Genomic DNA, 12,388 nt, shown 5'->3' on the forward strand with positions numbered 1-12,388 from the left:
TCGGCGTGTTTCCCGAACTCGACTTTTCTTGGCTTGCGGCCTAGGCCGTCGGGTCGCGGTAGGTCGGACCTTCCGCAGGCGGCGGCGGGGGCGGGGTGCCACGGCCAGCGGGCGGCGGCGTGATCCCGTCGGCCGGCCCAACGGGCCCAGCGGGCGTCGTCGGAGGCGTTTGGGGGATCGGGGTGGTGTCGTATGCCGTTGGCGTCGTGCCGTAGGGACCCGCGCCGGTCGTGCTCGGCGGGGTGCTGCCATATGCGCTGCCCGAGGTGCTGCCCGCGGGGGGCGGGGGCACGGCATACGCACCCTGCTGCTGCGGCGGGGTGCCATAGGGCTGCTGGGGGGCGGGCGCGCCGGCATACGGCCCGGGTCCGCCATAGCCGCCGTAGCCGCCACCCATGCGGCGCTCACGACCGGATCGCACGAGCTTCACGATGCCGACGATCGTCAGGATCAGGCCGATCAGTCCGACGAGCAGCGAGCCGAAGACGCCCCCGAGGATGGCCAGAACCGACGAGCCGCCGAACTTCTGCGCGTCCTCGCCCGTGAAGATCTTGGTGGGACCGGCGCAGGTGAAGGCATAGTCCCCGCTCGTGGTGACGTCATACGATCCGGCGCTCTCCCACCGGCGGCCGTCGAAGTTCGCGACGAGACCCTTGACCTCGTTGCCGGCGCTCAGCGTTGCGCCATCAGGACCCGCGATCGTGCACGTCTGCTGGGTGGTCGCTTGGGATTGGATCGAGGTGCCGGAGGCGGGGCCGGTGTCGACGAGCACGAGCACCGGCTGGTCCTTGGTCAGCGTGACCGTGTCGCCGGGCTGATGAACCGGCGCTTCCTCGGCAACCTTGACCAGGCCCTTGACGCCATAGACGGCTCCGCCGATGAGCAAGGCGGGTGCCCCGACGAACATCAACAACAAGCCCAGGATCAGCGGAAGGATGCCCCGGCGTTTGGTCTGCATATGTGTTTCCCCTCGGTGAGCCACCGGCAAACAGGGCCAGCGGATACCGTCATTGAACCCGAATCCGGCGGCGTGCGACACGGGGAGGCCCCCGGACCCGGCCCGGAGTTTCGGGCTAGGGTGCCTAGCGTGACCCGCAGGGGGTCGCTCGCGAGAGTTCGCGAAGGCAACACATCTGGGGAGTTTTTCGTATGTCTGCTGTCCGTCTGCGCGCGACCGTCCTGGTCGCGACCGCTTCACTCGGCCTAGGGCTGGGCCTCGCGTCGGCCCCGGTTTCCGCCGCTCCGGCGCCATCGCTCGCGAGTGAAACCGGTGCCAAGCGCTACGTCTATGACGTCCGCACCGGCTACACCACCGACCCGCAAGCCGCCAAGGAAGTCAAGGCGCTGCTGGCCAAGCTTCCGAAGGACTGGATGGCCAAGCGCAACGCCTTCCTCGCCAAGCAGGGGCTGCCGCACGGCCCGATCCAGGGCGCGGTCGAGAGCTACCTCAAGGGCGAGACCTGCCAGCCGACCGCGCTCGACGGCTATGTCACGCGCCTGCTCAACGGCATCCCGATCAACCGCCTCTTCGTCCTGGCCATCCTGGGCGTCTTCGACTACCCGACCTATGACGCGGTCTTCTACGGCTCCAAGACCAATCCGGACTATGCCCTGACCCCGGGCACCACCGGCAAGGTCCGCGGCACGATGGCCGTCGCGCGCGGCTTCTGGGACATCAAGAATGGCGACATCGACGTCATGGCGATGACCAGCGACATGGTGGTCGACCGCCCGCGCGTGATCCGGATCATCTCGTTGATGTTCGGGACCACCTCTGCCGAGGCCGCCGAGCTGGCCGACCTGCTCATCCCGCTCATCAAGGACACCACCGCCCTGCGCGGCGGCAACAACCCGATCTTCTCGCTGAACGCCTTCGCGTTCACCGCCGAGGGGGAGCAGGACCCGATCTTCAACGGGATCAGCGACCGCATCGTCATGGGCGAGGGCATCATCAAGGCGTTGCGCGACACCGGCAATATCGAGGTCGGCCCGCAGATGGTCTTCTCGCACGAGTTCGGCCATCACATCCAGCTCGAGAACCACGCCTACCCCGCCACCACCTCGCCGGAGAACACCCGGATGATGGAGTTGATGGCGGACGCCTATGCCACCTATCTGGACGCGCACCGCAAGGGCCTGAACTTCAACATGGACCGCGTCAACAAGGCCGTCGAGGTCGCCCACCTCGTCGGCGACTGCTCCACCGACAGCAACGGCCATCACGGCACCCCCCAGCAGCGGGCGCGCGCCGCCGCGTGGGGTGCGGCGCTGGCCAAGAAGAATGGCGTCAACGTCCTGCCGAGCAAGACCGTGCAGGCGCTCTTCCTCAAGGCGCTGCCGGGCATCCTCGCCGGCTGATCAGCGCAGCCATCCGGTGCTTCGGGGGCCATGCGGGCAATCGCTCGCCTGGCCCCCGAGTCGTCCGGCGGATGAAAGGATCGGCATATGAGGTCCTACTGCTCGATCTATGTCGATGCCGGCTATCTGCTCGCATCGTCAGCGACCCGCGTGACCGGGACCTCGCTGCGCCGCGGGGTGCAGGTCGATCACCCGGCCCTGATCCAGGGCCTGATCTCGCAGGCCGAGGAGCACAGCGGTATGCCGCTGCTGCGGGTCAATTGGTATGACTCCGGCGGGCGCCCCGGGGGTGGGCCGGACATCCACCAGGACCTGATCGGCATGTTGCCCCGCGTGAAGCTGCGTCTCGGGCGGCTTTCGCAGACGGGGGAGCAGAAGGGCGTCGACCTGCGGATGGGCCTGGACATGGCGACCTATGCCCGCAATCGGGTCGTCGACATCATCTATCTCGTCTCCGGCGATGACGACCTGACCGAGGCGGTCGAGGAAGCCCAATTCCACGGACTGCAGGTCATGATCCTCGCCGTACCCGACCACCGCGGCCGCCCGCACGCGGTGGCCAAGAACCTTCAGCGCGAGGCCGATGGCGTCATGCTCATCGACGCGGCCGTCGTCGATGACGCGGTCAAGTCGCTCGCCATCGATCCGGCGCTCATCCCGGCCCGAGAGGAGGAAACCGCGGCGGGGCCTGCTGATGGCGCTGCGGGTGCGGTGCCCGAGGTGGGGTCAGCGGAGGCACCAGGTGAGGCCGCAGCTGGGCTCGAGCCGGCGGCGCCGGTCGCCGGGTCGGCGTCCGAGATGCCTGAGACCATCGACCGGCCGGCAGTCCCGCCCATCCCCGGGCCCCGGCCCGGCCCGGGTCCATCCGCTCCGGACAAGGACGCCCAGCCGACAGGGCCCGCCGCCCCAGCGGCCGGCGCCGACCAGCACCCGGCGAACCGCGAGATGGTCGAGCAGGGGAGCGACGGCATACCTCCGGCTCCGTCGGCACCCAAGCCGTCGGTGCTGGCCGGCAAGCGGCCGACGACCATCGTGCCGCCGAAGATCCCCACGACCCAGACGCCGATGTGGTCGACGTCCACCGGCGACCCCGGGCGCGGCGAGGACTCCGACGGCATCACGGTTGAATTGATTGACGCGGTGGTCCGTCAGGTGCTGGTCTCCTGGACGGCCTCGGCGACCCCCGCGATGCTCATCGACCTGCGCAAGGGTGAGCCCTTCATCCCGGGCGATCTGGATCGCACCCTGCTGCTCGATCTGTCCAGCCGGAGCGGGATTTACGACATCGATGACATCGCCCGGCACGAGTTGCGCGACCGCTTCTGGATGCACGTCAAACGCCTGAAGATGAACTGACGGCGACGGCGCCACGACACGGTCGGCAGCCCGACTCGCCAGCCGAGCGGATCGACTACCTTTCACGGCATGAGCAGAACAGGCCGGATCCTCCGGCGCAGCATCGGGGGACTGCTCGGGCTGGTCGTCGTCGGCGGGGTCGCGGGGTACTGGTACGAGCGGCCGATCCTTCTCACCGCGACCGGCTATGCCGCGCACAACGAATGCGCGGTCCGCGAGATCGCCGGCCGAGACGATCCGGCGAGTGACCTGCCCGATAACCCGCTTGTTCCCTATCTGCGCGGCAGTGTCGATGGCGCCGAGACGACCGGGAGTCTCTGGGGTGTGCTCGCCCGTCAAAAGGCTTGGTACACGGAGGGATTCGGCTGCACGGTGGCCGCGGAGAAGCCGCGCCTAGGCAGTGCGACGACGCTCGGAGTGAAGGGCAATCCCTTCGCGAGAGTGCCGACGCCGACTCCGCGCACGGCTGTGGCCAAGGCCATCGGGAAGGCCTTCGGCGATGACCTCCCGGCCGATCAGCACAACGCGCTCGGCACGCGCGGCATCGTCGTGCTGCACAAGGGCAAGATCGTCGGCGAACGCTATGCCGATGGATTCACCGCTGCCACACCGCAACTCGGGTGGTCGATGGCCAAGAGCGTCACGAATCTGCTCGTCGGCCGGTTGGTCGCCGAGGGTGTTCTGAGCGTCGATGAGGCGAAGCTGCGTCCCGAATGGAGCGGCCAGAAGGCCGAGATCACCATCGACCAGCTGATGCGGATGACGAGCGGTTTGTCGTGGGACGAGACCTATGCCCTGGGCACTCCGGTGACGCGAATGCTCTACCGCGAGAAGGACATGGGCGCCTACGCCGCGGGGCTGGATATTCGGCATACTCCCGGGACCTATCAGCAGTACTCCAGCGGCAGCACCAACATCCTGTGCTCGGTGCTGACCGCTCGGACCGGCGTCAGGGCCGATCTGCCGCGCCAGGAGCTCTTCGCTCCTCTCGGTCTGTCCTCGGCCGTCTGGGAGCCGGACGCGACGGGCAATCCGGTGTGCAGTTCCTATCTGTGGGCGACCCCGCGCGACTGGGCAGCCATCGGGCAGTTCGCGCTCCAGGACGGTGAGTGGGGCGGCGAGAAACTCCTCCCGCCCGGCTGGATGGCCCGCTCATCGACCTCGCAGCAGGTCGAGAAAACCGAGGAGCCCGGGTATGCCGCGGGCTGGTGGGCCAATCGCGCCGCCGACGGCACGCTCGTGGCGCCGAGCGTGCCGGCCGATGCTTATTGGGCTCAGGGCCACGACGGTCAGCGCGTGTATGTCGTCCCGTCCGCCGACCTGGTCGTCGTCCGCCTCGGCTTCAGTCCGAGTATCGAGAGCAAGGATCTGCGCACCGACGCGCTTGTCGCGGACCTCGTGATCGCGCTGGGCACCAGCCGCTGATTCGGTGGCAGGGTTAGGTCCATGCGCGCGGACCAGCTTGCCGAACAGGTGCCGATCGTCCGACGGGCGACCACCGGGGCGGAGGCGGCCCGGATCGTCGCGGAGTTTCGTCTCAATGCCCTCGTCGTCGGGGACGAGTCCGGCATTCCGATCGCCGTCGTTCCGGGCAGCCAGCTGCTCTCTGTCGTTCTGCCGCAGTATGTTCGCGACGATCCCAAACTCGCCCATGCGTATGACGAGGCGGGCGCCGACGAACTGTGCACCAAGCTGCGCACCGTCACTCTCGGCGAGCTGATCGATGCGAAGCGACTAACGCCGGCCCGCCTGCCCAAGGTCAATCCCAACGACACTCTTATCGAGATCGCCTCGATGATGGATGAGAACCACACGCCGCTCATCGTCGTCATGGCGCAGGAGTCGGGCTACCTCGGCGTGGTCACGATGACCCGCGTGCTCGCGGCGATCGCCCGAGCGGCGGGCGAGGACAGCGACCTGGTCCGCCGCCGACTCGCCCGCGACATCATCGACCGCGGCACCTCCGGCTTCCTCTCGGGGCGGGATGACTCGGCAGGCGATGACGAGGCGAACGGAGCGGGGTCGCCGGAGGCTCACACCTCGTGAGCGCCACGGCCTGGCTGGCGATCGCGGTCTTCGCCGCGGCATACGTCCTGATCGCGACGGAGAAGCTGAACCGCGCCGCCGTGGCGCTGGGCGGCGCGGCCGCGATGGTGATCATCGGTGCGACGCGCGGACACGAGATGTTCTTCTCCGAGGACACCGGCATCGACTGGAATGTCATCTTCTTGCTCTTCGGGATGATGATCATCGTCGGAATCCTCAAGGAGACAGGGGTTTTCGAGTTCCTGGCGATCTGGTCGGCGCAGCGGGCGAAGGCTCGGCCGTTCCGGATGATGGTGATGCTCATCGTCATCACGGCCTTCGCCTCGGCCCTGCTCGACAATGTCACCACCGTCTTGCTGGTCGCGCCGGTGACGCTGCTGCTGTGTGACCGGATGGGCCTGAAGCCGATTCCCTTCCTGCTTGCCGAGGCGATGGCGAGCAATATCGGCGGCACCGCGACGCTGATCGGTGACCCGCCGAATATCATCATCGCCAGCCGAGCAGGCTTGACCTTCAACGACTTTCTGGTCCACCTGGCGCCGATCGTGCTGGTTCTCCTCATCGTGTTCATCGGCCTTGCCTGGTTGCTGTGGGGGCGCCTGCTGGTGCACGATCCCGAGCGCTCGAAGGCCGTGATGGCGCTCACCCCGCGCGAGACGATCAGCGATGCCCGGCTGCTGCGGCAGATGTCGGTGCTCCTCGTCGTGGTGCTCGCCGGCTTCGTGACGCACTCGCTGACGCACATCGAGCCCTCGATCATCGCGCTGCTGGGCGCGGGCGTCGCGATTCTGATCTCGCGTCTCGAACCGCGTGCCTACCTCGAGGATGTCGAGTGGGAGACACTGCTTTTCTTTGCCGGCCTGTTCATCATGGTCGGCTCGCTGGTGCACCAAGGCGTCATTACCGAACTGGCGGGCAGCCTGACCGATGTCATCGGCGCCAACCCGCAGGGCGCCGCGATTGGCGTGCTCATCGGCTCGACGGTGCTGTCCGGGATCATCGACAACATCCCCTATGTCGCCACGATGTCCCCGCTCGTCCTCGACCTCGTCGGCCCGGCACCCGGCCTGCCACCCCACCAGCAATCACTGTGGTGGGCGCTCGCGCTCGGGGCCGATCTCGGCGGCAATGCCACCGCCATTGGGGCCAGCGCCAATGTCGTCGTGTGCGGCATCGCGAAGCGCAATGGGCACCCGATCTCGTTCTGGGAGTTCACGAAATATGGCCTCATTGTCACGGCGGTCACTGTGCTGTGCACGGTGCCCTATGTCCTGCTCCGATATTTCAGCTAGGTCACAGTCAGGTCGACGGGCGGGCGTTCGCTTGCCGCAGAACCGTCGCTATGGCTCACCGTGGCGGTCCGAGGACAGGGGCAGAAGGGGTCTTGTCGAGCGTCCCTTGACCCACTCGAAAGGCTCCTCATGCCCTACCGCCGCCTCACCAGCGCCCTGATCGCCTCCGCAGGCATCGCCGGCGCCGTCGCCCTCAGCGCTCCCGCCCACGCCGCCGACTTCAGCGTTGGCACCGTCACCTACTGCTCCAAGGGCTCGGTCGTCACCTTGACCGCCACGCCGGGTTCCGGCCGCATCGCGGTCACCCTCGACGTCAATGGCTCCGGCTCGGGCAACTATTGGACCCTCGGCATGGTCGACAACTTCACTGGCGTCTATGGAGGGACCAAGCGCGCGGACGCCAATGGCGACGTCCGCGTCTCCGCTGAGACCGCCGACCAGGCCGGCACCGACAATTTCGGAGCGAGTGCCTTCAACTGGCGCACGGGCGAGGTCTGCGCGGCCACACTGCCCGTCTGAGACACCCGATTGGCCTCGGCGGGCGATGGTGATCCCATGCCCCGCGAGGACTGTGCGGCGCCTGCGATCCCACCGGATCGCAGGCGCCGCAAGGCTTTCACACGATCGGGGTATGTCGGTCCAGCCAGGTGATATTGCCGTAGCCGAAGCCTTCGCAGGCCGTGCGCAAGTCCGGAAAGACCACCGATTCGTTGCGCACCACAAGGCCGTCTGGGGTGTCATAGGCCGTCGCGATGACCGTCAGCGCGGCGCGCGGGTGGTTGGTCAGGCCAGTGGGCAGCTCCGCCTGGCTGCCATTCTCGGCGCGCAGGAAAAGCACTGTCTCGGTGATTTCGCGGCCGAGCTCGCTTTGGGCGTAGATGAAGAAGCGCTTCGGCGCGAGCAGCTTCAGCGGCAGTGTCAGATCCGATTGCGGCGCCTTGAAGCCCGTGGCGCGCCGCGTGCCGAAGAGCCGTCGATTTGCCTTGTGCGCGAATAAGGTTGCCCCGGCGGTGGTCTCCTCGACCATGCCGAGGACGGTCGCATGACCTTTCGGCAGGGCGAGCCGCAGGCCGAGATCCCAGGTGCCGCCGCTGGCGCGTTTGAAGAGCACGACCGGATGGTTGTCGGGGTCGAGGAAGGCGCGCGCGTCCGGCGCCACCGACTTGGTCCGTCCCCGTGCAGGCGCGTCGATCGCGCGCACCGCTGGCGTGGGGGCATTGCGGTCGGAGAGGTCGAGTTCACCCGGCGTGAGGTTCGCGAAGCGCTCCCGCAGGAAGCGATCTTGGATCTGCAGATCGCGCTCGTTGTGCTCGGCCTCGGCCTGCTCGACATTGAGGGCGACGGTGTGCAGCAGCCGCAGTTGCGTCATGAGCAGACCTTCGGCGGAGTCTTTGCGACCCCGACGGGTGGACACCTCATAGGCCGAAATGCTTTCCGGCAGATAGCGTTCCAAGACATCGGTGAGCGTCGGATTGCCGTCCTCGCCGGCCAGTGGCGCGGTGTCGGTAATTGCGCGGCTGAGCAAGACCGCCTCCGCGGGGAGCGAGCCGCTGAGCGCATTGACGCGCGCATTGACCTCGGCGCCCGGCGGCCGTCCGGCGGCGAGGCTGCCGGCGGGCAGGGCGGCATACTGCGCGAATTCGCCGACTTTCCACCCGGAGAAGTCCGTCAGAGCGCGCATCCGGCCCGGCAGCAGTCGACCGGCCCGGTCGGCCGCCGTCCGCCGCCGACCGGTCCCGACGGCCTTCGCGATCGCGGGCTCGACGGCCCCCTGAAGGCGGCGGCCCGGGCTAGCTGGTGGCTTCGGCACCCGGTCAGGCTAACCCGGGTCGCCCAGTGCTCCGGCCGATGCGCTGTGCCGTCCGGTCGCAGGCGATCATGGAGTATGCGGATGCGTGCGGTGATCCTCGGGGCGGCGGCGGCGGTCGTCGTCGTCGCTGGCTGCGGCGCCGGGTCCTCGCCATCGCCTAAGTCGTCACCCCCGACGCCGAGCTCTGCCATCTCGGAGGGCGCCACCGCGACGGGCGCCACCTCGACCTCGGGGGCTGGGGAGACATCGAGCGCGAGCTCCTCCACCGCGGGCTATGGGCAGCTCATCACGACGGTGAGCGTTATCGAGGTGGCGGGCGGAGCGTCATACGAGATCACCCCGGCGGATGCGCTCCGGTCACGGGTCAGCCCCGAGATCGTCGACGCGGCCTGGGAGCAGGTGACGGCGCAGTTGCCCGAGCCGCCGACGCCGGGCCTGCGGGACCAATTTGTGTGCCACGTCTACTTCGCTGCGCGAAAACCGGTGTGGCACATCGAACCCTGGCGCCCGGACGCCGGCTATCCCGCGACCATCGCCGCCGCCTGCAATCCAGGCCCGATCGCCGACCCGGATCGTTCGTAACCCCCGGCGCACCCGCGCCACCACGTCGAGTTCGGGAAACACGCCGACGCGAGCACCGCATCCTCGGCGTGTTTCCCGAACTCGACCGTCGGCGATCAGTCCCCGACGGCCTTCTTGCCGCGCGCGACGATCTTCTCGTCGGGGTCGAAGACGACCTCGGGGTCCTTGCCGTCGTAGTCGTGCATGTTCAAGAACAGGCGCATGGCGTTGATGCGAGCGCGTTTCTTGTCATTGGACTTGATCGTGTGCCACTGCGAGCCCTTGGTGTCCGTGTGCTTGAACATTGCCTCCTTGGCGGCGGTGTAGGCCTCCCATTTGTCGAGGCTCTCGAGGTCCATTGGGGAGAGTTTCCAGCGGCGCACCGGGTCGATCTGCCGGATCGCGAAGCGGGTGCGCTGCTCCTGCTGGGTCACCGAGAACCAGAACTTGGTGACGGTCGTGCCCGAGTCGATGAGCATCTGCTCAAAGGCCGGCGCCTGCTTCATGAAGGTGTCGTACTCCTCATCGGAGCAGAAGCTCATGACCCGCTCGACGCCGGCGCGGTTGTACCAGGAGCGGTCGAAGAGCACGATCTCACCGGCGGTGGGCAGGTGCGCGACATACCGCTGGAAGTACCACTGGCCTAGCTCGGTCGTTGTCGGCTTGGTTAAGGCGACCACGCGCGCGGACCGGGGGTTCAGGTGCTCCATGAAGCGCTTGATCGTCCCGCCCTTGCCGGCGGCGTCGCGGCCCTCGAAGACCAGCACGTGCTTGGCCCCAGTGTCTTGGACGTAGTACTGGAACTTCAGCAACTCGATCTGCAGGAGGTACTTCTCGACCTCGTAGTCATTGCGCGTCATCAGGGAGTCGTAGGGATAGTTTTCCCGCCAGGTCTCGACGGCATTGCCATCCGGCGCGATGAGCATCGGGTCGTCCCCGTGGTCATCGCGGACCGTATAGCCGCTCGTCTTGAGGCTGTCGATGTACTCCCGCAGATTCATCTGGCTCACGATCGAACCCTATTGAGCGAGGGTGGCGCCGCCTAGTCCCTAGGTCACACCTGCGGCTATTCGCTGTTGCTCAAATAGGTGCGGACCAGCCCAGGGATGAGGAAGACGATCCATCCCCAGACCCAGCCGTCGAAGACGAATCCGATGATCAGGAAGAGCACGGTCGCCAGACCGCTGCTCATCGCGAGCATCCCGTTGATGTTCTTGCGCCGTGCCTCGCGCTTGGCGAGCATCAGCCGCTCCGCCTCGGAAAGTTGGTCTCTCGGCGTGGCGGGCACCGGGATCGGGCGGATCTGCCCATCCTGCGGTCCCTGACTCTCGCCATACTTCGGTGTCGTGTCCCCAGCTGCCATGCCCCCAGTGTTCAACGCCACAGGATGCTTTGTCACCCGCTGTCTCGGCCGTAGAGTCACGCCGTGACCACGACGACGACCCTTCAGGCCACCGACGGCGCCGCGCTGCATACCTACATCTGGGCCCCCGAGGCCCCGCCCAAGGCGATCGTCCAGATTTCCCACGGTATGGCCGAGCACGCTCAGCGGTATACCCGGTTCGCCGAGGCACTCAATGCGGCCGGCTATGTCGTCTACGCGAACGATCACCGAGGCCACGGCCACACCAATCCGCTCGGGTCCGGGCATGGCTACTTCGCCGACAAGGACGGCTTCGGCGTCGTCGCCGAGGATCTGTATGCGGTCACCCAGGCCGCGCGGGCGGCATACCCCGGCCTGCCCGTCTTTCTTTTCGGCCACTCGATGGGGTCCTTCCTGGCCCGGGCGTATGCCGCCCGCCACGGCTCCGAGCTCGCCGGGCTGATCCTGTGTGGGACCGCCGGCGACGCTGGCGCGCTCGGCAAGGTCGGGCTCGGGGTGGCGCAGGCGCAGGCACGGGCGCGGGGCCGCAAGCACAACTCCGGCCTGCTGAACACGATGTCCTTCGGGCAGTACAACAAGGACTTCAAGCCCAACCGGACCGACTTCGACTGGCTCTCACGCGACCCGGACGAGGTCGACAAGTACGTCGCGGATCCGTTGTGCGGCAATGTCTTTACGACCGGCTTCTGGATCGATCTGCTCGGCGGCCTGAGCTATATCCACAGCACGGACACAACGGCGAAGGTGCCGAAGGACCTGCCAATTCACCTCATCGCGGGCTCGATGGACCCCGTCGGTGCCAAGACCAAGGGCGTGGAGGCCGTGGCCGGGCAGTATCGCAAGGCCGGGGTGAAGACCGTCACCACGCACTATTACATCGGCGCCCGCCACGAGTTGCTCAACGAGACCAACCGCGACGAGGTCACCGCCGACGTCATCGCCTGGCTGGACTCCCACCTGCCGAGCTAACTCCCGACCTACCGCCTGGTATTGGCAGTGATCGCGACCAGTACCAGGCGGTAGGCGCGTCGATAGGCGGCTACGCGGCCGCCCGGCGTTAGCCGAGCAGGAAGAAGAGCAGCGCGAGCGCCGGCGCGGCGCCCTGCACGATGGCCGCCCGCATCTTGCGCCGGTCGGTCACGAGCAACACCAGCGCGGCGGCCACCATGAACGCGCAGCAGAAGATCAGCAGCGCGGTGCCGTGGCTGTATGCCGAGGTGCCGTGCCGGTTGAAGGCGCACAAGAAGACGCCGACCGAGGCACCCAGTCCGAGGAAGAGGTTGTAAAAGCCCTGGTTGAACGCCCACGGCCGCACATGCTCGGCTTGATCGGCATTCTTGACCCCGAAGACCTTCCGGGTGTCCGGATTGTCGAAGCGCAGCGACTCCAGCACGAAGATGTAGACGTGGATCGCGGCGGCGAGCGCGGCGAAGAAGAGCCCGATCGTGGTCACGCCCGCATTCTCGCAGGCCCGCCGCCTACCTCCCCCGCGGCCTGGTCCCCATGTCGACCTAGGGAACCGCTGATCAACGGGCGATTCGTGGTCGGGCGGGCGAGGGATGTCGTGGGGGCGTCGGAATG

General features: G+C 67.4%; 13 protein-coding genes. 8 read left to right on the forward strand and 5 right to left on the reverse strand.

Annotated features, from left to right (window positions below; all coding sequences use genetic code 11):
• Nucleotides 1–40: 40 nt before the first annotated feature.
• Entirely contained in the window at nt 41–958 is a 918-nt protein-coding gene (locus ABD225_RS09500) for a hypothetical protein (RefSeq protein ID WP_344084098.1), read from the reverse strand.
• A 191-nt stretch (nt 959–1,149) separates the two neighbouring features.
• Between ABD225_RS09500 and ABD225_RS09505 the strand changes: the two genes are divergently transcribed.
• From ABD225_RS09505 to ABD225_RS09530, 6 genes are all read left to right on the forward strand, one after another.
• Nucleotides 1,150–2,358, forward strand: a complete 1,209-nt coding sequence (locus ABD225_RS09505; protein ID WP_344084101.1) for a neutral zinc metallopeptidase — start codon at nt 1,150–1,152, stop codon at nt 2,356–2,358.
• 87 nt (nt 2,359–2,445) lie between these two features.
• Nucleotides 2,446–3,714, forward strand: coding sequence for an NYN domain-containing protein (locus ABD225_RS09510; RefSeq protein ID WP_344084104.1), 1,269 nt, complete (start codon nt 2,446–2,448; stop codon nt 3,712–3,714).
• 69 nt (nt 3,715–3,783) lie between these two features.
• Complete coding sequence (locus tag ABD225_RS09515) at nt 3,784–5,139, forward strand: serine hydrolase domain-containing protein (protein ID WP_344084107.1); 1,356 nt, start codon at nt 3,784–3,786, stop codon at nt 5,137–5,139.
• A 21-nt stretch (nt 5,140–5,160) separates the two neighbouring features.
• Nucleotides 5,161–5,760, forward strand: coding sequence for a CBS domain-containing protein (locus tag ABD225_RS09520; RefSeq protein WP_344084109.1), 600 nt, complete (start codon nt 5,161–5,163; stop codon nt 5,758–5,760).
• Nucleotides 5,757–7,052, forward strand: a complete 1,296-nt coding sequence (locus ABD225_RS09525; RefSeq protein WP_344084112.1) for an ArsB/NhaD family transporter — start codon at nt 5,757–5,759, stop codon at nt 7,050–7,052. The genes ABD225_RS09520 and ABD225_RS09525 overlap by 4 nt, the downstream gene beginning before the upstream one ends.
• Before the next feature lie 129 nt (nt 7,053–7,181).
• Nucleotides 7,182–7,571, forward strand: coding sequence for a hypothetical protein (locus tag ABD225_RS09530; protein WP_344084114.1), 390 nt, complete (start codon nt 7,182–7,184; stop codon nt 7,569–7,571).
• 97 nt (nt 7,572–7,668) lie between these two features.
• Here the strand turns inward: ABD225_RS09530 and ABD225_RS09535 are convergent, their stop codons facing one another.
• Entirely contained in the window at nt 7,669–8,862 is a 1,194-nt protein-coding gene (locus ABD225_RS09535; protein WP_344084117.1) for a hypothetical protein, read from the reverse strand.
• 81 nt (nt 8,863–8,943) lie between these two features.
• Here ABD225_RS09535 and ABD225_RS09540 point away from each other — a divergent pair, with 81 nt between their 5' ends.
• On the forward strand, nt 8,944–9,444 hold the full coding sequence (locus tag ABD225_RS09540) for a DUF2599 domain-containing protein (protein ID WP_344084120.1): 501 nt from the start codon (nt 8,944–8,946) through the stop codon (nt 9,442–9,444).
• 95 nt (nt 9,445–9,539) lie between these two features.
• Here ABD225_RS09540 and ppk2 read toward each other — a convergent pair whose 3' ends face one another.
• On the reverse strand, nt 9,540–10,424 hold the full coding sequence (gene ppk2, locus ABD225_RS09545) for a polyphosphate kinase 2 (protein ID WP_344084135.1): 885 nt from the start codon (nt 10,422–10,424) through the stop codon (nt 9,540–9,542).
• 65 nt (nt 10,425–10,489) lie between these two features.
• Nucleotides 10,490–10,786 carry a hypothetical protein gene (locus ABD225_RS09550; protein WP_344084123.1) on the reverse strand — a complete coding sequence of 99 codons (297 nt, stop codon included), beginning with the start codon at nt 10,784–10,786 and terminating at the stop codon, nt 10,490–10,492.
• A gap of 63 nt (nt 10,787–10,849) precedes the next feature.
• Between ABD225_RS09550 and ABD225_RS09555 the strand changes: the two genes are divergently transcribed.
• A complete protein-coding gene (locus ABD225_RS09555; protein WP_344084126.1) occupies nt 10,850–11,776 on the forward strand; it encodes an alpha/beta hydrolase in 927 nt (308 codons plus the stop codon).
• 88 nt (nt 11,777–11,864) lie between these two features.
• On the opposite strand, the gene ABD225_RS09560 is transcribed toward ABD225_RS09555, so the two are convergent.
• On the reverse strand, nt 11,865–12,260 hold the full coding sequence (locus ABD225_RS09560; RefSeq protein ID WP_344084129.1) for a DUF1304 domain-containing protein: 396 nt from the start codon (nt 12,258–12,260) through the stop codon (nt 11,865–11,867).
• Between the last annotated feature and the right edge of the window lie 128 nt (nt 12,261–12,388).

Source organism: Nostocoides veronense, from assembly GCF_039531185.1.
In the GTDB taxonomy this organism is placed as follows: Bacteria; Actinomycetota; Actinomycetes; order Actinomycetales; family Dermatophilaceae; genus Nostocoides_A; species Nostocoides_A veronense.

Bases quoted from the DNA above. Each gene is read 5' to 3' on its own strand.
- ABD225_RS09500 (WP_344084098.1), bottom strand. From the start codon at position 958: ATGCAGACCAAACGCCGGGGCATCCTTCCGCTGATCCTGGGCTTGTTG.
- ABD225_RS09505 (WP_344084101.1), top strand. From the start codon at position 1,150: ATGTCTGCTGTCCGTCTGCGCGCGACCGTCCTGGTCGCGACCGCTTCA.
- ABD225_RS09510 (WP_344084104.1), top strand. From the start codon at position 2,446: ATGAGGTCCTACTGCTCGATCTATGTCGATGCCGGCTATCTGCTCGCA.
- ABD225_RS09515 (WP_344084107.1), top strand. From the start codon at position 3,784: ATGAGCAGAACAGGCCGGATCCTCCGGCGCAGCATCGGGGGACTGCTC.
- ABD225_RS09520 (WP_344084109.1), top strand. From the start codon at position 5,161: ATGCGCGCGGACCAGCTTGCCGAACAGGTGCCGATCGTCCGACGGGCG.
- ABD225_RS09530 (WP_344084114.1), top strand. From the start codon at position 7,182: ATGCCCTACCGCCGCCTCACCAGCGCCCTGATCGCCTCCGCAGGCATC.
- ABD225_RS09540 (WP_344084120.1), top strand. From the start codon at position 8,944: ATGCGTGCGGTGATCCTCGGGGCGGCGGCGGCGGTCGTCGTCGTCGCT.
- ppk2 (WP_344084135.1), bottom strand. From the start codon at position 10,424: ATGAATCTGCGGGAGTACATCGACAGCCTCAAGACGAGCGGCTATACG.
- ABD225_RS09550 (WP_344084123.1), bottom strand. From the start codon at position 10,786: ATGGCAGCTGGGGACACGACACCGAAGTATGGCGAGAGTCAGGGACCG.